This is a genomic window from Enterococcus quebecensis, from assembly GCF_001730365.1.
Lineage (GTDB): Bacteria > Bacillota > Bacilli > Lactobacillales > Enterococcaceae > Enterococcus_L > Enterococcus_L quebecensis.
Window position 1 is genome coordinate 252814 of the sequence record NZ_MIKB01000001.1, and the last position, 22542, is coordinate 275355.

Here is a 22542-nt window from a genome sequence, read left to right on the forward strand (position 1 = left end):
TGGTCGTTTAATCTTCAGCTATTCATTTCCTTAGGTTAGATACTTACACTCACAAAAACACCTCTATGGCTTTCTTTGGCTATTCATTTCTCGCACAAAGTATACCGCAGTTTTTTTATTTGGTCAATAAAAAAAGTTACAATTTACCCGAAATAAAGCAACAGTCATAAGGAGCTATTTCTAATTCGTCTAGAATAGTTGCAATTTTTTCATCGGTCATTGGACAATTTTTAGTAAAGTTAAACTCAGCTACATTGATTTTTTTTACTATGTTCGTTGAGTTTAAAACATATAGCGAGTAATTACTAGGGTCATAGCGTAAAACTCCAAATAATTCTTTAGTATAAAAAGGAATAAAGTCACCAGATTTTAGCACATTTGTTTTCTTACGAACGTTGATCCAATACTTGAATCCTTTCAGTATGGTTGAGTCCATATTGTTCCACGGAAAGTACTTTCTATTTTCTGGGTCTTTTCCCCCTGTAATTCCTACTTCGTCACCATAATAAACACAAGGAATGCCAGGTAAAACAGTCATTAAAGAAAAAGCGCTCAGAGTTTTGGTTTTATTGCCAGCCATCATCGTCAATAACCTCTCTGTATCGTGAGTACCTAAGTTGTTGAGATTATTGTAAAAGATATCCGTAGGGTAATTTTCTTCTAGTGTTGTCAAACTTTCAGCGGCCTGTTTAGGCGTCATTTCTTCTTTCAACAAAGCTAAAATAATCGAGCGAAATGGATAATTCATCACGCCGTATAAACTATCACCTAGTATATATTGTCGGCGTTTATCATAAGCTATTTTATTGGATGCATCTTCCCACACTTCTCCGAGAAGGATCTTTTCAGGATATTGATTTAAATTCTGACGAATCCCTTGTATAAAGAAATCCGGCAGCTCATCCGCAACATCCAATCGCCAGCCATCGATTCCAAAGCTATTCCACTTTGATAATACACTGTCTGTTTCACCATAAATAAACTCTTGATAGACTAGATTTTCTTTATTAACTTCTGGTAAATCACCAAATCCCCACCATGATTTATAAATACTTGGATAATCAGTAAACGTAAACCAAGGATAATAAGGACTATCTGAGTCTCTGTATGCTCCCTGTTTTTCTCCGTAACTTCCGTCATAATTAAAATAAATACTGTTCTTGCCAACATGATTAAAAACACCATCTAATATTATGTGCATCTCATTTTCATGTAAAAGATCTACAAGTGTTCTAAAATCTGCTTCATCGCCCAAAATACTATCGATTTTCAAATAATTTGCTGTATCATAACGATGATTGCTAATAGATTCGAAAATAGGGTTTAGATAAATAGCAGTCACGCCCAACTTTTTTAAATAAGGAATTTTCTCAATGATTCCTAAAAAATTTCCTCCCTGAAAATCCCAACGAATAATTTCTCCAACCTCGTTTTTGATATACATAGGCTCATCACTATGATTACCATAAATAAAAGAGTTTCTTTTTGGATGGTTGATCTGATTATGGGCATTTCCGTTATGAAAACGGTCTGGAAAAATTTGATAAACTACTGCTTCTCGGTACCACGCAGGTGCTTTGTCAGGTTTTGAAAAACATGTTGCTTGATAAGGAACAACGGAATGTTCCTCTTCATATATTTGCCCTTCACCACTACAAGCTTTTGTCGTCCCATAGAAAAAGGGTTGGTTGCCTTGACGAATCATAAAATAATAAAAATAAAGTCCTTTTCCTTGATTGAATAAATAGGAACAATTATACGAGTCATTTATATCTCTTGTCATTTTATAGTATTCATTTTTATACTTACTATTTTCTTTACGAATAACAAAATAAACTTCCTCGATAGCTTCTCCTTTTGCAACAATTGAAAAATTTACTTGTGTCTCCTTTTGGACAGCGCCAAAAGGATCTTTGTGTTGTTTTAACCACGGATTATAATAAACAGTTGTCATTGTCTTCACCTACAATTTATGATAATTGAAGCAGATTATTATATAGATCCAAGTAAAGTTGACTTGATTTTTCCCAGCTGAAATCCTTTGACATCGCTGTTTTGATCAAGTGATTCCAAGTCTTTTGGTCATTCCAATACAAATCGATCGCCATATTAGTACTATACAGTAGATAATATGAACTAAACTCTGAAAATCCAAATCCAGTTCCATCTTTGGTAACCGGATTGAAAGGAATCACTGTATCTTTTAACCCACCAATTTCATGTACTATCGGTAATGTTCCGTAACGCATCGCAATCATTTGAGACAAACCACAAGGTTCTGTTGCTGATGGCATCATAAACAAATCCGAACCTGCATAAATCATCTGTGCCAACTCAACATCAAAAGTAATTTTAACCTTAAATTTATTTGGATAACGTTCACAAAACGAACGGAAAGAATTTTCAATTCCAGGATCTCCTGTACCAAGCAATACCAACTGAACATCTTTTTCTAATAATTTATCTAGATCATCCAAAATCAGACTAAATCCCTTTTGAAACGTTAGACGACTAACAATCCCAATCAATGGTACTTCTTCACGAACAGGTAGCTCCATTTTCTTTTGTAGGGCTTGCTTATTTTTCTTTTTTCCTGAAAGATCATTGACTGAAAAATTGACCGGGATCAGGTGATCTGTCTCCGGATCATTTGTATCGTAATCAATCCCATTTAAAATACCACATAGTTTTGCTTGCTCCAGACGCAAAATACCATCTAAGCCAAAACCGAATTCAGGCGTTTTTATTTCTTCTGCATAAGAAGGGCTGACTGTATTTACTCGATCAGCATACATAATCCCTGTTTTCAAATAATTGACTCCATCACCAAAACGAGCAGCCCCATCATAATATCTATCTAGTCCCATCCCAAATAGATCTGGCAGTAAATTTTGATCATATGCTCCTTGAAATTCGATATTGTGGATGGTTAAAACTGTTTTGATCGAGCGAAGTGCTTCGATCCATTGGTATTTTTCTTTAAGTAAAAAAGGAATCATCGCCGTATGAAAATCATTGACATGGATAATATCAGGAATCCAATCAATTTTCTCCAACATCTCGATAATAGCTAATGAAAAAAATGCAAAGCGCTCCCCATCGTCATCATAACCATAGAGATTTTCACGGTCAAAATAATACAAATTTTCAATAAAATAATACGTCACGTTGTTCATCACAAAACGCTTAATACCACAATATTGGTGCCTCCAGCCAACATCTACATAAAAATTAGCAATATCTTCACACTGTAACTTAAAGCTTTCAGGTATTTTAGTAAAGTAAGGTAAAACAACGGAAACTTTCGCTCCTTTTTTTGCTAGTTCTTTAGGCAAGGAACCCGCTACATCCCCTAAACCACCTGTTTTAAAAAAAGGAGCGCATTCTGCGGATGCAAACAATACGTTCATGATTCATTTCCTCCAATAATATCTGCTTCAACTACTTGATTTTTTTGAATCACAATGGGATTTTTTGCTGTCCCTATAATTTTGACACCAGATTTAACGATGACATTTTTGTCTAGTATGGCATACTCGATAACCGCATCCTCACTAACCTGAGCATTGGACATGATGATCGCTCCTTTGACCTGAGCTCCTTTTTTAATAACTGTTCTTCTTGAAACTAAGCTATTTTCTAGTTTTCCTTCAATAACACATCCCGTTGCACACTGACTATTTTTTACACTAGAATCTGCTGAATAGTAGGTTGGTACTTCGTTTTTGAGTTTGGTATAAATTTTTTGTTTTGTATACATTAATGCATTAAATTTTTTCCCATCTAACATATCCATATTTGCCTGATAGTATGAATTCACATCATCAATTTTACTTAAATAACCTGTATATTCATAAGCTGTGGTTTTTGTACTAGTCATTCTTTCTTCCAAGAATTCATTAAGATTTGCTGAACTGCCATTGTTTTGACCAATTACTAATTGATCAATCAGCCATTTAGTCTGAACAATGTAAATATTCATAGAAAGATTCAAATGTTCTGTTTTATTTATGATTTCTTCAAATCCTTGAAGATTTGTAACATTGCCTTCTTTATCGACTTGTATGATTCTACTATTTGTTGATATTTTGTCGCTCTCCATCCGTTTATAGACAACAGTTATATTGTTGTTTTGACTTTGATGGGTTTTTAAAACAGCACGTAGATCAATGGAACAAAGCATACTACTGCCCATAAAAACAGTGTACTCAGATTCTGATTTTTCAAGATAGTCAATGATTGATGCGTAATAAGGCAAACCTTGCGCTTTTTGTTTAAAAAAATCTTGATAGAAATAAACAAAATATCGATTTTGCAGGGAGTCTAAATTCCATTCTTTGCCGCCGCCGATATGATCAAAAACAGAGCGAGTTTCTCCTTCATTAAATACCATAAAAATCGAATGAACATTAGCGTTGGCAATGCTTGAAAGTGGAAAATCAATTAAACGATATTTACAGTCAAAAGGCAATGTATCCAAAGGACGATTTTCAGTTAATGGTAATAACCCTTGAAAGCTTGATGGATTCCCTAAAATAGCACACATTTTCTTAGTCTTCATCACTTTGCACTCCAATCACTTCAGCATAACCAATGACTTCAATCTCATCTTCTTTGTAAACTACTGCATCATCACCAATTATGGCATTTTCACCTATAATAGCATTTCTGATTATAACGTTTTTTCCAATTGTTGCACCAGGCATGATCACACTACTTTCAATCGTTGAGCCGCTTTTTATTTGTACGTCCGTCGAAAGAATACTGTCCTTAACTGTCCCAGCTACATAACATCCATCAACAATCAATGAATTTTTCACTGAAGCTGTTTCCGTAATAAAATGCGGCGGTGAAATAGTATTTTTTGAAAACATACGCCAACTTTTATCACGCATACCCAATTTGTTTTCTAAACGGATAAATTCCATATTGGCTTCCCACAATGAATCAATCGTTCCAACATCTTTCCAATATCCTTCAAAGCGATACGCATAAACATTTTCACCCGCCTCTAAATAAGCAGGAATCACATGTTTCCCAAAATCAAGCATTTGACCATCTTTAGAGTAGCTATTTAATAACACGCTACGCAAGCGGCCCCAGTTAAAGATGTAAATTCCCATTGAAGCTAAATTGTTCTTAGGTTCTTCTGGCTTTTCTTCAAACTCAATAATACGATCATTTTCATCTGTATTCATGATGCCAAAACGAGAAGCTTCTTTATACGGTACTTCAATAACAGCAACGCTCAAAGATGCTTTATTCGCATTGTGTTCTTCCAACATCTCATCATAATTCATTTTATATATATGATCCCCAGACAAAATCAATACATATTGAGGGTTCATATGATCGATATAAGAAATATTTTGATAAATAGCATGAGCTGTTCCTTCAAACCACTTTTCACCATCTGAACTGGAATAAGGCTGTAGAATTGTTACTCCAGAATCAATGCCATCTAACCCCCAACTTGAACCATTACCAATATGATTGTTTAAAGTAAGTGGCTGATACTGCGTTACGACTCCGACATTTTTAATTCCTGAGTTGATACAGTTGCTTAATGTAAAATCAATAATTCGATATCTACCGCCAAAAGGTACCGCAGGTTTCGCGATATTTTTAGTAAGCTTTCCTAGACGTGTTCCTTGGCCACCAGCCAAAATCATTGCAAGCATTTCTGTTCCCATTTTACTTCGGGTGAACCTCCACCCTGCCCCCTTTCAAAAATACATGCCTATTTTTATTTAATTTTCTCTGACTTACGCTACTTTTTCTTTGATCTAGTGTTAATTTCTTTGGGTTTTAAGATAATTGCGCCCAGTGCTGGGACAATCGTTTGGATTTGATGATCAAATTGTTTAAAGGGTTCTGCAATAGTTTCACTGACGGGATTCGATGCAGTCCATGTCCCACCATATTCTTTCATCTCTGTGTTTAGTACTTCTTCATATTTCCCTGAAAAAGGAACACCAATCACAAAATCTTTTCTCTCTATAGGCGTAAAATTCAAGATAATGATTAGGAAGTCTTTTTTTGCTTTCCCTTTACGAATAAAGCTCAAGACAGTTTCTTCACTATTATCCGCGTCAATGATTTCAATCGTCTCAAAAATATGATCTAATTCCCACAATGCTCGTTCATTTTTATAAAACGTATTAAGAATCTGCGTAAAGTGCTGCATGTTGTGGTTCATTTCATCGTCAAGATCAATCCATTCTAAATGTTCATCGTATTTCCATTCTAAAAACTGTCCCCACTCACTTCCCATAAATAACAATTTTTTCCCTGGATGAGTCATCATATAGACATACAAATTTCGTAACTGAGAAAACTGCTTGTAACGATCTCCCCACATTTTATGCATCAAACTTCTTTTTCCATGGACAACCTCATCATGAGACAATGGTAAAATGTAATTTTCATTCATCATGTACATAAAAGAAAAGGTAATTAAGTGAAAATTATATTTTCGAAACACCACATCCATTTCATAAAAACACAGGGTATCGTTCATCCAGCCTAGATTCCATTTATAATCAAAACCTAACGCTCCGCTTTCAATTGTTCCAGTGATTTTAGTTTCCGAGGAACTTTCTTCGGCGATCATGATTAGATCGGGATGAGCCTGTTTGATGACAGCATTCAGTTTCTGTAAAAAATAATAGCCGTCCCAATTACGATTACTGCCATCTGGATTCAAAATCGTCGGTCCATCATCATAATCAAGATAAAGCATGTTTGAAACAGCATCTACACGTATGCCATCGATATGAAAGGTTTCAATCCAGTATAGCGCACTGGAAATCAGAAAACTTTGCACCTCAGGTTTACTTAAATCAAAATTCAATGAACCCCAACGAATATTTTTGGCCCTGATTTCATCAGTGTATTCAAATTGTGCTGTTCCATCAAAATAAGCTAAAGCATCATCGTTAATGCAAAAATGCCCAGGTACCCAATCAATAAGAACACCGATATTATTTAAATGACATTCTTCAACAAACTCCTGAAACTCCTCTGTTGTCCCATAATACGAGCATAACGCAAAATAACCGATCAATTGATAGCCCCAAGACATACCTAAAGGATGTTCCATCAAAGGCATAAACTCAATGTGAGAAAAGCCCATTTCTTTTACATAAGGAATTAATGTATCTTTCAATGAGTGAAACGTGTAAGGAGATCCATCTTCTTCACATTTCCATGAGCTAGCATGGACTTCATAGATATTCAGTGGTCGTTTAAAATAGTTAGAACGCTTCTTTCGTCCTTGCCAAAGACCGTCTTTCCATTTTTTTTCTGGTAGTGTATGTATGATAGCCGCATCTTTAGGACGTTTTTCAAACCTAACAGCGAACGGATCGATTTTATATACTTCTCTTCCATCTTCTTGCTTCACCAAATATTTATAAAAATCTCCTTCTTTTGGCTTTGTCGTAAAAATTTCCCATACGCCAAACTGTTCATCTTTTTTCAATGATAAGGAACGATTCCATTCATTAAAATCACCAACTAGCCAAATAGTTTGAGCTTTTGGTGCCCAAACTCTGAAAACATACCCATTTTTCTCTTTCTGAACCATTTTATGACAGCCAAAAAACTGTTGACTATAAAAATTTTCACCTGTTTCAAATCGTTCAATCGAACCCTTTCTATTCGTCATCTACTTCCCCTCACTCTCACTTGAAATGAAGTTTCTTTAAGGATATATGAAAAAAGTTGCAGAAAATATTCTTTTCTTTCTGAATTTTTTCAAAAGAAAACACAATACACTTTCTGAAACTCTATTGATTCCGAGCATTTATGATATAAAACAAACAGATAAATATTGGGAATTCATCTATTATGTTTTGCAGACAATTAACTATCTTTTATTAGATAAAACTCAGTAATTATATACTAAATCTAACAACAAAATGAAAAAAAAGAAAGAAATATCCCTCTACTGCTCAAATAAACTATTAAGAATTGGAATATTCTTCTCCTTTGAGAATTGCTCATTTAATTTTGAAAATATTCAATCAGACGTATAAAAAAGAACTACTTTATACACCTGTTTTATCTTTTTAACGCTCACTAGATGGAAATTATTTTCATACAACACGAATTAAATGATATATTTAACTTGAATTGTATATTATAAAAATAGGAGGAATAAAAGCATGAATATTTCGTTTGAAGACAAAATCGTGATTGTAACTGGTTCTACATCAGGGATTGGTGCCGCTACTGCAGAAGCTTTTGCTCAATCTGGTGCTACTGTTATTGTTTGCGGGCGTAGGGTTGAAAAAGGAGAAGCAGTGGTAGGAAAAATTAAGAAAAATGGTGGACATGCCTTGTTTGTTCAAACAGATGTAAATGACGATTCCAGCATGAATCATTTAGTCGCTGAAGTAATTGAACAGTATGGAAAAATCGATGTCCTTGTGAATAACGCTGGTGTCTATAAATCTTTTGCCTTCGAAGATATCGATATGGAAAAAGAATATGAAGACGTTTTCAACATTAATGTAAGAAGTTACATCTATTTATCTAAATTAGTTTTAAAATTTATGTTGGAACGAAAAGAAGGTAGTATCATAAATATCGCTTCTGTGGGTGCCCTAAATGGAGGTCCTGGCATTGCAACATATTGTGCATCTAAAGGAGCTATTTTACAATTAACTCGTTCGATGGCGAAAGAATTTGGTGGTCGCGGAATTAGAGTGAATAGTATTTTACCAGGACTAATTCATACGGAAATGATGCCTGAAGGTGGGCCAATGGATAAAGTTATTGATACTATGATTCCCTTAAAAAGAGCTGGAAATAGTATGGAAATTGCTCAACCAATCCTTTTTGTCTGTAGCCCATATGCTTCTTTTATTAATGGTGCATCTATTGTCATTGATGGCGGACAAAGCGCGTAAAACGAATACGCCTATAAAAAATAAGCATTAAGAAGTGTGATCGTAAAACGTTCACTTCTTAATGCTTCATTTTTTATACTAGCTATTCAACCAGTTAGCTACTTCATTTAATGCATCACTGATTCCAGCTGGATTTTTCCCTCCGGCTTGAGCCATGTCGGGACGTCCACCACCGCCGCCACCAACTTTTGGTGCGATTGTTTTGATTAAATCACCAGCTTTTAGCCCTTTTTCATTTGCTGTTTTAGTCATAGCTGCTAACAGACTAACTTTATCGTCTTGAGCTGTCGCTAAAACTAGAACATCTGACAATTCTTTTTGTTTCCATTGGTCTGCTAATTGACGTAATTGATTCATATCTTTTACGTTCACTTTTGCAGCAATATAAGTTGTTCCATTGACTTCCTTGATATCTTTGAAAATGTCTCCTGCTTGTTGATTGGCTAATTTTCCAGCAAGTTGTTCATTTTCTTTTTGTAGATCACGTAATTGTTGTTGTAACTGCTCTGTTTTTGATACAACTTCTTTCAATTGAGGTGATTTAACAATACCTGCAATTGCTTTTAATTGTTTTTCTTCCTCATTCATTAATTCATAGGCTTCTTTACTTGTTACAGCTTCGATACGACGAACGCCAGCACCAATTCCTGATTCAGAAATGATTTTGAAAATGCCGATATCTTCTGTATTTTTCACATGAGTTCCACCACAAAGCTCGATTGAATAGCCACCGATATTTACAACACGAACTTCTTTGCCGTATTTTTCACCGAATAAGGCCATTGCTCCCATATTTTTAGCTGTATCAATATCTGTTTCTACAGTTTCAACTGGGATTGCTTCCCAAATTTTTTCATTAACGATTGCTTCCATTTGGACTAACTCTTCTGGCGTTACTTGACCAAAGTGAGTAAAGTCAAAACGTAAATGTCCTGGTGATACTAGTGAGCCTGCTTGGTTTGCATGATCACCTAAAATATCTTTTAATGCACGGTGCAATAAATGGGTTGCTGTATGATTTTTTAAAATACGATTGCGCATTTTCTCATCTACATGTAGCTCATAAGTTGAGCCTTCAACTAGTTTTCCTGTTAATTGAACTGTGTGTAAAAATTGACCATTTGGTGCTTTTAGAACATTCTCTACATGTGCTACGATCGTTCCATTTTGATCCTTGATCGTTCCGTGATCGGCAACTTGTCCACCCATTTCTGCATAGAAAGGCGTTTCTGAGAAGATTAATTGTGCAGTCCCCTCCGAAAGTTCATTGACGATTTCTTCGTCTTTTAGAATAATCAATAGTTGACTTGTTGCTGCTAACTGACTATAACCAACGAATTTACTTTCAACTTTAATATCCGTTAAAACAGCCGATTGTACCCCCATTGATGTTTCTTTACTACGAGCAGAACGGGCACGTTCTCTTTGAGCTTCCATTTCTTTTTCAAAACCAGCATGATCCACTTTTAAATCTGCATCTTCTGCAACTTCTTCTGTTAATTCAACTGGGAAACCATAGGTATCATACAACTTAAAGATGTCTTTACCGTTCAGTGTTTCTTCATTAGCTGTTTTCACTTTAGCAATCAATTCATTTAGAATCTCTAACCCTTCATTGATTGTTTCATGGAAACGTTCTTCTTCTGTACGAACCACTTTTTCAATAAATTCTTTTTGTTGTAAAACTTCTGGATAATAACTAACCATTACTTCACCAACAACAGGAACTAATTTGTATAAAAATGCTTCATTGATGCCAAGTTTTTTCCCATGCATAACAGCACGACGTAATAAGCGACGTAACACGTATCCTCGACCTTCATTTGAAGGTAAAGCACCGTCACCGATAGCAAAAGATAATGCTCGGATATGGTCAGCAATTACTTTAAAAGAAATATCTGTTTGAGGTGATTGTCCATAAGTCACCTGTCCGCTTAATTTTTCAACAGCATGAATGATCGGCATAAATAAATCTGTTTCAAAGTTCGTTGGTGCATTTTGAACGATTGAAACCACACGCTCTAACCCCATACCCGTATCAATATTTTTATGCGGTAATGGTTCATAGCTATCATCTGCTTGATGATTAAACTCAGAGAACACTAAATTCCAAATTTCTAAATAGCGTTCATTTTCTCCGCCAGGATAATTTTCTGGATCATCTTCTGCCACATCATTAAATGACTCTCCACGATCATAAAAAATTTCTGAATCCGGACCACAAGGACCCGCACCAATATCCCAGAAATTGTCTTCGATATCAATAATATGATCCATTGACAAGCCAACTTCTTCACGCCAGATACGTTTTGCTTCTGTATCTTTTGGATAAACTGTTACATATAATTTTTCTGGATCAAATGCCATCCACTCAGGAGAAGTCAAAAATTCCCATGCCCAATGGATTGCTTCATTTTTAAAGTAATCACCAATTGAAAAGTTACCTAACATTTCAAACATAGTATGGTGACGAGCTGTTTTTCCAACGTTTTCGATATCATTGGTACGAATTGATTTTTGCGCGTTAGTGATTCTTGGATTTTCAGGAACAACTGAACCATCAAAATATTTTTTCAAAGTTGCAACACCAGAGTTGATCCATAGTAATGTCGGATCATTAACAGGGACTAATGACGCACTAGGTTCTACTGAATGTCCTTTTGATTTGAAGAAGTCTAAATACATTTGACGAACTTGGCTACTTGATAATTGTTTCATTATACGATTCCTACTTTCTAAAATGAGTATTTGTTTTGAGATTTCACCCAACAAAAAAAGCGCCATTCATTGCAATACAAGGACGAAAAATCGCGGTACCACCTTGTTTGCAATGAAGTCGCTTGACTATCATTACCTCTTAAACTCTATAACGCAGAGTCGCGTTGATATTTCTATCAAAGATTCTTTAAAGGGAGCAATTGCGTTTTTATGCTATTCTTCTTTCAGCAATGAAGAACTTTCTGTAAACATCAAAGAAACGAATCATATCCTTTATATTCCCTACAAATTATAAGGAAAGATCGAAAAAAAGTCAATGTTTTCAATTTACTTTTCGATTTTAATCACTTTTCTATAGAGGTAATCTGTTGGACTTAACTTTTGCTCAGGTAAAATCATATGATCAGAACTAAAATAAGTGGATAATGGCAACATCTCTTCAATCAAACTATTTTCAATTGGAGATTGTTTGGTTAGTTTTGATGCGGTTGGATTATTCGTTAGCTCGTAACGATTTTTTTGATTGTCTATGATCAAACCAAACATATTTGAACCGTCCATTTTACTTTTTATTTGGCGACCAGATTCGTTCTCTTGGATTAATAATTCATTGCCCCAACGAAATAAACGGCGAGTCCCTGCCCCTACAACAAATTCCCATTGATCCTCAGACATTAAACTGAAACCTTCTCTTTTAAGACTTAATTTTAGTTCATCATGCGTGCAATCTTTATGGCTATAGACAAAGTAATAATTAGATTCAGGTAGAAACTCTAAGTAAAATTGATTTTTTTCTAAAAGCCATTTAGGAAATGACCAGCTGAGACTTTCTGAAGCTGAAAGTACTGGAAATAGTTTTTCGCAAATCTGTTCTTCAAATGGAGAAAATCTCTCTACTTCTCCTTCAAATGTTCCTGTAACTGTATCAACTATTCCTAAAAACTCCGTTCCTGCGGGCAAAGCATATTTTTGAACAAACATCGCGGGAATCGCCATTTTTCTTAAGTTTGTTGTATGATCATTTATATACTCAGATATCCCTTCTAACGAAGACAGATCATAACTCACTTCTTCCTCTCTCCATTCACCGACAGAATCAATCGCTTCATTAGTCAATGTTGTTTTAAATGTATTTTTTTCTAGACTTTCTACATCAAAACCTAGTAATTCATGCGCTCGTAATCCTTCTGCACCTAAATCCCAACCAAGAATTGCTTCACTATTTCCTGGTACAAAAACAAACAATTCTCCATCTAGCTCAAATTCAAACGTACGACATTTAATGCCATAAAGTTCAAAATCAACTAACTCAATTGTATTGATTTCCATCGTTGGTGGAACAAAGTACATCAATAGTTGTTGTAGAATCGTTTCTTTTTCAACATCTTTTAAGTTTTTCCAATTTGACCATTCAATTTGTTCAAATAGATCCAAACCAACCCCTCCTCGTATGTTTCAAAAATATCTGCTATGATTAAGTATACCATTGAATGATTTTTTCATTAAGAAAATTAACTGGAGGTTTTTAGTATGCATACCCATTTTGGCAATGAGCGCTGGCATCAAGCTGCAGCATTTGCTTTGCGTTATGATGTGTTTGTTTTAGAGCAAGAAATTTCATTACAAGAGGAATTTGATGCACTCGACACAAATGAACGGAACTATTTCGTTGTTTATGAGGGTTATCTTGCGATTGGGACGATTCGCTATCAGAAAAAAGATGCTGTTACAATCCAACCTGATCGTTTTTGCGTGAGAAAAGAATATCGTGGAAAAGGGATCGGAAAACAGCTACTTTTATTATTAGAAGAAAAAGCTATCGGCGACGGATGTCTTTTCAGTGTCTTATCTGCTGAAAAAACAGCTTTATCTTTCTATAAATCCCTGAATTACACTGTGAATTCTGCTGAATATATAGAAGACGGCATCCTTTGCGTAGAAATGATCAAAAAAATAAGCAGCTAAGATGACTAATTCATCTAGCTGCTCATTTTTATTTATAACTATTTTTCTTAGATTTTTTAGCTGTACGAGTTTGCTGACGACGTTCAACTTTACGTTTTTGCTTATTGCTAGCTGAAATTGCCCATTCAATTTTCTTTTTGTATCCTGGTTTGATTTTTTTCTTTTTCTTTTTAACCAAACCAATTAAAGTTGGATCTTCCAAAGAATCTTTTGTTTTTTCACGTTTTGTTCGACGATTACGGTCATACGTATCAATCATTTCACCATTTTTAATTTCTTTTGGATGAAACTCGATACCTAATTGTTCCACTTCAGAAATTGCCTCTTCATCTGCTGGAGAGTATAAAGTGATAGCAGTTCCATCTAAGCCATTTCTTCCAGTTCTACCTACGCGGTGAATAAAGAAATCTAAATCCGTTGGGACTTCCGCATTGATAACATGAGAAACACCTTCAATATCAATCCCTCGTGCAGCTAAATCTGTCGCTACAACATACTGAAACTCAAGATCTTGTACTTGACGCATCACACGTTTTCGTTCGCGTGGAGAAATATCTCCGTGAATTTTCGCCACTTTTAGACCTTGATCTTTTAAGTAATCAGTAATTTCATCTACCCGTTGTTTCGTGTTGGCAAATATGATTACTAGATAGGGATGTCCAATCGTTAATAATTGATAAATCAAACGATTTTTATCTTTTCCTTTAGTAGAAACTAACCAATTATCAATAGTTTCGGAGATAATATTTTTTGGTTGAATATGCTCAACAACAGGATTTTCCATGTATTTTTTCAAGAAAGGTTTTAATTTTTCAGGAATCGTTGCTGAGAACACTAGCATTTGTAGCTTATTAGGCAAACGCCCAGCGATCTGATCGACTTCTTCTAAAAATCCCATGTCTAACGTCATATCCGCTTCATCTACTACAAAGGCAAACGCTGTATGTGCTTTTAACGCCTGCTCATTCATCAAATCTAAAATCCGTCCAGGGGTTCCAATCACCACATGAGGTTGCTGATTTTTTAATTTAGCGATTTGACGCTGCTTATCTGTTCCTCCGACAAAGTTCGTCACACGAATTTCAGGTTGACTAAATTTAGCAATTTGAATCGCTTCTTGGTAAATTTGATTCGCCAATTCTCTACTAGGTGCCGTGATTAGAATTTGTACTTCATCCAATTGAGGATTTACTTTATTCATCAATGGTAATAAAAATGTATGGGTCTTTCCACTCCCTGTTTGGGATTGACCGATAACACTCTTGCCTTTTTTAATGACAGGAATCAATTTTTCTTGTACTTCTGTTGGTTGTTCAAACCCTTTATCTGCTAATGCTTCCATGATAAAATCGTTGAATTGAAATTGTTTAAATGAACTCATTTACCTCACCTCTTTCAAACTTGTTGTGTAAGTCCTCATGCATTATACCACAAAAAGCGCAAATCCTTATTGATTTTCTGTTTTTTTCTCTCTTTTTATTGTGCTGCTTGTATAGATCCGATCAGTCAATTCGTTAAAAGAACGGAAATATTTTAACTATATATATCCTAATTTAAGTGCAAATATAAAAAAGAACAACATACAGAAAAGAGATAACGAAAACAAAAAAACACCAATACTTTAACTAGTTTGGTATGAGTCAAACGCTAGGATTTCTTCATTTTTTGCGGTAAAAATTAAAAAAATGAAGAGAAGTGGTGTTCACTTTCTCCTCATTTTTTATCACTACAATACTTTCAACCAATTTAACTAATTAATAAAATTTATTTTTTTACTAACCTAATTTGAATAGCTTCCATTTGTCTTGCTTCACCAGTTGTACCCGCAGTTTGACCATTTTGAACCCATGGCAACCATCCTTTATTTGATACATGTGCTCGATATTCAACATTATATACTTTAGCTATCTCACCAGTTAGTTTAATTTGAATAGCTTCCATTCTTTTCTTTTGGCCTGTAGTACCTGAAACAGCCCCATTAGAAACCCAGTTCATCCAACCTTTATCTTGGACATGAGAACGATACTGAATGCTTCCACCAATATGCCCTAAATTGTTAATAGATATTTTTATTGCTTCCATTCTTCTTTTTTGGCCTACAGTTCCAGATACACTTCCGTTTGCAACGTTACCAATCCAACCTAAATCCATAAGGTGGCTATTATAATTCACTCCTTGTGTACTCGGCGGAACCAGTGGCAATGATGTAATCCATGATCTTACCACATAAAATTTTTCTTCGTTTATTCTTGTACCAAAATTTTCACTGCCCGCACCGTAAGCATGTACAGATAAAATTTGTTTATTATTATTATAAACACCGCTACCGCTTGAACCTCCAGTTGAATCCAACTTATAGTAAACATTGTTAGCCGTGGTTCTTAGTATGTTTTCTGTCTCTGTTCCCATTTTTTTATTCAAGTCTCCATGATAACCAGACAACGTGATTGGGCTGTTCATTACTGTTGTTAAACCAAACCACCCTACACTGTTTCCGATATTTCTATCTAGTTTGATAGCACCAATATCATGTTGAGAATTACCGTTTTCAGTCCACCCTCTAACACTCATTAGTTTTTTAGAATAAGCAACACCATAAGGAGCGTAATTTCCATTATATCCAGGATAAACAGTAACAGATTTTGCAAAACCGCCATTTTCTTTACTATAAATACAATGACCAGCTGTTAGAACCGTGTCTGAAGATACTAAATTCCCAGTCCCAATATAACTTTTTCCATTTGGATATGTTATCACTAAAAAAGCTACTTTTTTGTAGGGATCTAACGTCGTATTAGATACAATTTTCCGATTGTCACTGCCAATAATGGATCTAGGATCCATACTTGAAACACCTGATTCCTTGTCAGAAACAAATAATGCATCTTTAGGTATCTCTGGGATAAATCCTTCCTCTGATACCACTCCCCCCTCAAATGCTAACGTCTCTAACTCTGACGGAATACTTTCTTGCTGAAAAAATTCTTCTACTATCCCATCATTATAAATCGTGTCCAAATCACTTTCTGCATACACTTGAGTAGCAAACAATCCCAAACCTAAACACATAAAACCTACTATTGTGCCCCACTTTTTCATAAACCAATCTCCTATATTTCATATTTTTTTTTAAAACTTCCTTTAAAATAATTATACCTAAAAGAAATATGTTTTTCTATAAAAAAAATATTTTTTTTTCATAAAGTTCAAAAAAACTCTGCTGATTTAATAAATCAGCAGAGTTGAAAACTTAATTTTTCTTAACAAACTCAGATTTCAATTTCATTGGACCAAATCCATCAACTTTACAATCAATGTTATGTCCATCAGCAGCATCAACTACTAAACGAATGCCTTTGACTTTTGTTCCTTGTTTGATCGCACCACTAGCACCTTTGACTTTCAGATCCTTGATAACAGTCACATTATCACCATCTGCCAAAACATTTCCATTGGAATCCTTGATAACTGCAACTGTCTCCTCTGCAGCATCTGTTGGTGACCATTCATGTCCACACTCTGGACAAATCATCATGCCTCGATCCTCATAAGTGTACGTTGAGCCGCATTGTGGGCAACTTGGTAAATTTTCCATTTAAAATCTCCTTTAAAATGTTGTCACTTCATTCTATCGTACTTCCACATGAAAGGAAAGCCCCATTTTATAAGGAAATTCTGTTGAAAAAATAAAAGTTATTACTTGTTCTCTTTGCCTTTTTCTACATAAGAAAGATCATTCACGCTATCAACTGTATATTTACCATCTTTATAGGTTACTTTTGACACACTAGCATTTTTCAGTCCACCGTCAGGCAAATCTGCATTTGCATCTAATTCACCTAATAATGTAATGATACTCATACCATGAGAAACAACTAAGATGTTATTTGCGCCTTCTTTTTCCGCATCTTTTACGATATCATCTAATCCTGCTGTTAAACGACTAACGATAGTTTTGCTGTCTTCTGCCGGCCAATTGACACCTTCTTTAACATTTTTCTTATCCATGTCAGATAAAATATCGGCAAATTCAATGATTCCTTTATAAAAACCGACTTCTTTCATCCAGTTATTGTATTCTTCGTAGGTCTGACCTTTTTCTTTTGCAACCGCAGTCAGCATTTCTTCATTCATTAAACCTTCATATGTGCCAAAATTATACTCTCTCAATCGCTTATCTTTCGTCATTTCTTTTGTGAGTTTTTCTTGTCCATTATTTTTCAATACTAATTCAGCCGTTTCGATTGCTCGTCCACTGTCACTTGTGACTACTTTGTCAAATGTAACATCTGATAATCCTTTGCCTAATTGTTCGGCAACTTCAACTCCAGCAGGTGTTAGAGGTGCATCAATCCACCCTTGAGAGCGGTCAACAGTATTAAGCATTGTCTTACCATGACGAGCAAAGTAAATTACCACCTCAGTATTTTCTTTCTCTTTTGTATCAGCTTTTTTCTCTTCTTTTGCAGTACCATTACCGCTACACCCAGCCAAAACCATTGATAACAACGCCACGCCAACAAACATTTTTTTTAAGTTCATCATTCTCTCTCCTTTTTCTATTTCCTTTTTTGTTAACTAGTGAACGAATGAAGTCTAATTTAAAAAAGAAAAAACCCAACTACACCAAATGTATTGATTTGGCATAATCAGGTTTAGCTTGTATTGAAACAATCACTATCCACTATTCAACTAACTCTAGTATAATAGATTCAGCAAGGAATGTAAATGCTTTCATACCCTATTTTTTATATTCTTTACATAGTTCTTGAATTTCATTATAAATCTCGGAAACTTCTTCTAAATTTTTTGCATTGGCACCGCTGGCTAAAGGATGTCCGCCACCGTGATGTTTTTTTGCCAACTCGTTGATCACAGGTCCTTTTGAGCGTAAACGAACTCGGTAATACCCCTCAGGTTGCTGAACAAAAATCCCCCAAGCCAAAACTTCATCGATCACCCCTGGCAACGAAACAATTGATGCTGTTTCAGAATCTACAATGCCGTACTCATCAAGCAATGTTTGAGGCAACATGACTTTGGCTGCACCATAAGCATCTACTTCAATATTTTGATACACATATCCGGCAAGTTTTGCTACATTCATGGGAATTTGCTCCAACTCACGATTTAACTCTGCTGAATTAAATTCATAAGTCATCAGTTCAGCCGCCACTTCTAATGTATGCGGTGTTGTTGCCGGATATAAAAATCGACCTGTATCACCAACAATTCCAGCATATAATAAACGTGCCGCCTTATTATTCATGACTAATTCCTCTTGATTCAGGTGATAAAAATCAGCAATAATTTCACTACAGCTGCTCGCCTTTGTATTGACCCATACTAAATCACCGTAGGGTTCGTCATTGGGATGATGATCGATTTTGATCAATTTATCCCCTAATTTGTAACGATCATCACTGATTCTAGGTGAATTAGCTGTATCTGTTACAATAACTAAAGCATTTTTATAGCAATCATCTGATACTTCATCCATTTCAGCTAAAAACTCTAAACCTTCAACAGATCCGCCAACTTGATAAACTTTTTTTTCCGGAAAGCTTTCTCGAAGTATCTCTGCCAAACCAACCTGAGAACCAATGGCATCTGGATCTGGTCGTTGATGGCGATGAATAATAATTGTTTGATATCCTTTTATAGTTGTTAATATTTCTTTTACAACATCCATATTTACTTCCTCCTATGTCCGCTCCATTACTTGACAAACAACGATTGCTTTAGCAACAAGAGCGTTCTCCAAGTATACTTCAATATCTAATTTTGCTGAACGACGCCCGATTTCTAAAACTCTTGGTCGTATATCTAGTTCGCTTTCTAATTGGATGAGACGCAAATAATGCAAACTCATTTGTTCAATCAAAACATTTCTTCTTTGATTGGTGATCATCGTCCGCTGTGTCACATTTGCGATGATTTCACTTAAGACACCAAATGAAATGGTTCCTACACTGTTAACCATTTGGGGGGCAACAGAAAATTTAAATTGAGGTTCGCCAGTTTTTGCTCCCTCTTCTACTGGCATTACTTCACCAGAAATTTGATCTGAGATCGTATCTGCAATCTGTGGCTGACGTTGCACCAATTGCATAGCTTTCATCACATCTTGCCTTGAGACGAAACCAACTAGAGACAAGTCGTCTTCAACCACTGGCATTACTTCTAATCCATCCCAAATCATTTGATGACTGACACTAGCCACACTCATCATTTTTTTTACAACAATCGGATCTTTAGTCATGACTTTATCCATGGTCAATGTTTCTGATTTCCCTAAGACATCTTTGGCCGTGACGATCCCCACCAAACGAAGACTTTTATTGACTATTGGAAAACGTGAATGGTGGGTCTTTTCAGAAAGATTTTGATAATCACCAATAGTATTGGTAGAGAATAGATAATTGGTCTTTTCTAAAGTTGTATAAATATCACTGACTAACATAATATCTTTTTTGATCAATTGGTCACTTAGCGCTCGGTTAATCATTGTAGCTACCGTAAATGTGTCATAGGTAGTTCTTAATACAGGCATTCCCAATTCATCTGCTAATTCCGCAATTTCAATGTCTGTATCAAACCCGCCAGTAATCAAAACTGCTGCTCCATTTTCTAATGCTAATTTTTGAACGCCTTGACGATTCCCAACAATCATCAATGAGCCTGGTGTGATATATCTTGTCATAGCCTTTTCAGTCATCGCACCGATGACAAACTTATTTAAAACCTTATCTAAACCAGCTGAACCGCCTAAGACATCTCCTTCAATAATTCGAACGACTTCACCAAACGTCAATTTTTCAATATGTTTTTTTAGTTTCCGCTCAATTCTGATTGTTCCTACACGTTGGATGGTTGAAACCAATCCGATATTTTCAGCATCTTTGATTGCCCGATAAGCTGTTCCTTCACTGACACCAAGATTTTTTGCGATACTTCGAACAGAGATGCGATCACCAATCGGCAACCCTTCGATGTACTTTAATATTTGATCATGTTTCGTAGCCATAATATCCTCCTTAATTTAAAAGCCTAGCAGGTTCGTCTAGCTTTGACTAAAAATTGGTTTATTCAACCAGCTGTAAAATCTATGTTCTTAAGCAGTTATTGATTTGCTCTACCTTCATGTATTCTTGACCATTTATAACGATTTACAAAAAATCAGGGCTAACCTTCTGTTTTAATTTCTCTTCAATCAAAAATGAAACAGCTATTCCTTCCCTATTGATTGACTTCACTTAAAAAGTATAACAAAAAATTCAGTATTTTAGTACAGATATTCTTTTTTTATTGTAACAGAAGTTAAAAATAGACGAACATACTTCTATTTGTTATTACAGTTAAGAGACTAAAAATCTGTTAAAAAATCATTTTCACATTTTTTTCACTGACATTTTTTCAAAAAAAGGAGTATGATAGTAACGGACTCTTTACACTTTTATAGGAGATGAATAAATGGAATCAGTGAATAGTTTTCAAGAGAATAAAGACGTACAAAAAAACCGCTGGTGGATTTTAGTTTCGGTGGCCATGTTTACTTTTATGTCTACATTAGACGCTAGTATTGTTAATATAGCTTTACCAACGATTTCCACGGATATGAATGTACCTATGAATCAATCAGAATGGATCGTTTCAATTTATTTGATGATTGTCTGTTCTTGCTTATTGCTCTTTGGGAAAATAGGAGATAGTTTTGGCAAGATCAAAGTTTATCGCATTGGAACAATTATTTTTACAATCGGTTCTTTATTATGCGGCTTCAATCAGTCTTTAGCTTTTCTGTTATTTGCAAGAATCGTTCAAGGGATTGGTTCAAGTATGACTATGGCTACAAACGCTGGAATCATAACTGAAGTTTTTCCTTTTAAAGAACGTGGTCGAGCTTTAGGTTCAATTGGTGCCTTCGTTTCCCTTGGATCGATTGCAGGTCCTGGAATCGGCGGATTAATTCTTTCTCAATTTTCATGGCCTTATATTTTTTGGATCAATGTTCCTGTTGGAATCATTACTATTTTGATTTGTGAGAAATTTTTGCCGAAAGATATTACTAAAAGCGGAAAAAAAGTTGATACACTTGGATTTAGTTTATTCGCCATCTTTATTATGACTTTCTTTGGAGCAATCTTTATTGGGCAAGAAATTGGGTTTACTGCTGTCTTACCATTGGTGTTATTCGCATTAGCATTATTCTCTTTCGTTGTTTTTCTAAGAGTAGAAAAACGGATTAGTCATCCGTTGATCACGTTTTCGATTTTTAAAAACAAAATCTTTACAATGAGTTTGATGACCGCTGTTTTAATTTTTTCATCTAACTTTTTCGTCAATGTTGTGATCCCATTTTATTTGCAAAACGCACGTGGTCTACCAGCTAGTAAAGCTGGTCTACTGATGATGGTCTTCCCCTTGTTAATGGTAGTAGGCTCACCAATCAGCGGTTTTTTGACAGATAAAATTGGTACAAAATTTTTAACGTTTACTGGATTGATTTTATTATCGATCACTTCGTTTATGTATATGTTTTTAAATCAAGGAACACCACTTTGGTATTATATTGTAGCTACTGGCGTTATGGGATTAGGTAATGCACTTTTCCAATCGCCAAATAATACAACCGTTATGAGTAGTGTGGCAAAAGAAGACTTAGGTGTTGCTGGAAGCATGAACTCTCTTGCGCGAAATCTTGGGATGGTTCTAGGAATTGCTCTGGCAACAACGATTCTATACAATGCCATGAGCGCTGTTTATGGTCAGCGAGTTACTACTTATATAAGTGAACAACCCGACGTCTTTATTTTTGGTATGAGAATTACTTTCTTGGGTTCTTTTATCTTATGTTTGACCGCTCTAGGACTAACATTGTTTCGTTCATTGAAAGAGAAAAAAAATAAACACTAAAAAAATGAAACGGATAGCAGAATTGTCT

At 35.2% G+C, this 22542-nt stretch carries 16 protein-coding genes; 3 read left to right on the plus strand and 13 right to left on the minus strand.

Going from position 1 to position 22542, the window contains the following annotated elements; all coding sequences use genetic code 11:
- Positions 1-136 precede the first annotated feature (136 nt).
- The 5 genes from BCR23_RS01120 to glgB all read right to left on the minus strand — a co-directional run bounded on the left by BCR23_RS01120 (position 137) and on the right by glgB (position 7669).
- Complete coding sequence (locus BCR23_RS01120) at positions 137-1954, minus strand: glycoside hydrolase family 13 protein (protein WP_069633663.1); 1818 nt, start codon at positions 1952-1954, stop codon at positions 137-139.
- A 16-nt stretch (positions 1955-1970) separates the two neighbouring features.
- Positions 1971-3410, minus strand: a complete 1440-nt coding sequence (gene glgA, locus BCR23_RS01125) for a glycogen synthase GlgA (protein ID WP_069633664.1) — start codon at positions 3408-3410, stop codon at positions 1971-1973.
- Positions 3407-4561: a glucose-1-phosphate adenylyltransferase subunit GlgD gene (gene glgD / locus BCR23_RS01130; RefSeq protein ID WP_069633665.1), complete on the minus strand. Its 1155-nt coding sequence runs from the start codon at positions 4559-4561 to the stop codon at positions 3407-3409. Before glgD ends, glgA begins: the two co-directional genes overlap by 4 nt.
- Positions 4551-5693 carry a glucose-1-phosphate adenylyltransferase gene (locus BCR23_RS01135; protein WP_069633666.1) on the minus strand — a complete coding sequence of 381 codons (1143 nt, stop codon included), beginning with the start codon at positions 5691-5693 and terminating at the stop codon, positions 4551-4553. The genes glgD and BCR23_RS01135 overlap by 11 nt, the downstream gene beginning before the upstream one ends.
- Before the next feature lie 77 nt (positions 5694-5770).
- The gene (glgB, locus tag BCR23_RS01140; protein ID WP_069633667.1) at positions 5771-7669 is read right to left on the minus strand and encodes a 1,4-alpha-glucan branching protein GlgB; all 1899 of its coding nucleotides are present in this window, start codon (positions 7667-7669) and stop codon (positions 5771-5773) included.
- Between the two features lie 499 nt (positions 7670-8168).
- Here glgB and BCR23_RS01150 point away from each other — a divergent pair, with 499 nt between their 5' ends.
- A complete protein-coding gene (locus tag BCR23_RS01150) occupies positions 8169-8915 on the plus strand; it encodes an SDR family NAD(P)-dependent oxidoreductase (protein WP_069633669.1) in 747 nt (248 codons plus the stop codon).
- 78 nt (positions 8916-8993) lie between these two features.
- Here BCR23_RS01150 and alaS read toward each other — a convergent pair whose 3' ends face one another.
- Together alaS and BCR23_RS01160 are read right to left on the minus strand one after the other, a co-directional pair.
- Positions 8994-11633 carry an alanine--tRNA ligase gene (gene alaS, locus BCR23_RS01155; RefSeq protein ID WP_069633987.1) on the minus strand — a complete coding sequence of 880 codons (2640 nt, stop codon included), beginning with the start codon at positions 11631-11633 and terminating at the stop codon, positions 8994-8996.
- 327 nt (positions 11634-11960) lie between these two features.
- On the minus strand, positions 11961-13067 hold the full coding sequence (locus tag BCR23_RS01160; protein WP_069633670.1) for a DUF7278 family profilin-like fold-containing protein: 1107 nt from the start codon (positions 13065-13067) through the stop codon (positions 11961-11963).
- 96 nt (positions 13068-13163) lie between these two features.
- On the opposite strand from BCR23_RS01160, the gene BCR23_RS01165 reads away from it, so the two are divergent.
- The gene (locus tag BCR23_RS01165; RefSeq protein WP_069633671.1) at positions 13164-13598 is read left to right on the plus strand and encodes a GNAT family N-acetyltransferase; all 435 of its coding nucleotides are present in this window, start codon (positions 13164-13166) and stop codon (positions 13596-13598) included.
- Positions 13599-13626: 28 nt separating this feature from the next.
- Here BCR23_RS01165 and BCR23_RS01170 read toward each other — a convergent pair whose 3' ends face one another.
- From BCR23_RS01170 to BCR23_RS01195, 6 genes are all read right to left on the minus strand, one after another.
- Entirely contained in the window at positions 13627-14979 is a 1353-nt protein-coding gene (locus tag BCR23_RS01170; RefSeq protein WP_069633672.1) for a DEAD/DEAH box helicase, read from the minus strand.
- A gap of 383 nt (positions 14980-15362) precedes the next feature.
- Positions 15363-16697, minus strand: a complete 1335-nt coding sequence (locus BCR23_RS01175) for a trypsin-like serine protease (protein WP_069633673.1) — start codon at positions 16695-16697, stop codon at positions 15363-15365.
- Between the two features lie 151 nt (positions 16698-16848).
- Complete coding sequence (locus BCR23_RS01180; RefSeq protein WP_069633674.1) at positions 16849-17193, minus strand: zinc ribbon domain-containing protein YjdM; 345 nt, start codon at positions 17191-17193, stop codon at positions 16849-16851.
- Positions 17194-17294: 101 nt separating this feature from the next.
- Complete coding sequence (locus BCR23_RS01185) at positions 17295-18140, minus strand: histidine phosphatase family protein (protein WP_069633675.1); 846 nt, start codon at positions 18138-18140, stop codon at positions 17295-17297.
- Between the two features lie 199 nt (positions 18141-18339).
- Positions 18340-19290 carry a DHH family phosphoesterase gene (locus BCR23_RS01190; RefSeq protein ID WP_069633676.1) on the minus strand — a complete coding sequence of 317 codons (951 nt, stop codon included), beginning with the start codon at positions 19288-19290 and terminating at the stop codon, positions 18340-18342.
- A 12-nt stretch (positions 19291-19302) separates the two neighbouring features.
- Positions 19303-20625, minus strand: coding sequence for a DRTGG domain-containing protein (locus BCR23_RS01195; RefSeq protein WP_069633677.1), 1323 nt, complete (start codon positions 20623-20625; stop codon positions 19303-19305).
- A gap of 446 nt (positions 20626-21071) precedes the next feature.
- On the opposite strand from BCR23_RS01195, the gene BCR23_RS01200 reads away from it, so the two are divergent.
- The gene (locus BCR23_RS01200; RefSeq protein WP_205688477.1) at positions 21072-22514 is read left to right on the plus strand and encodes an MFS transporter; all 1443 of its coding nucleotides are present in this window, start codon (positions 21072-21074) and stop codon (positions 22512-22514) included.
- Positions 22515-22542: the final 28 nt, after the last annotated feature.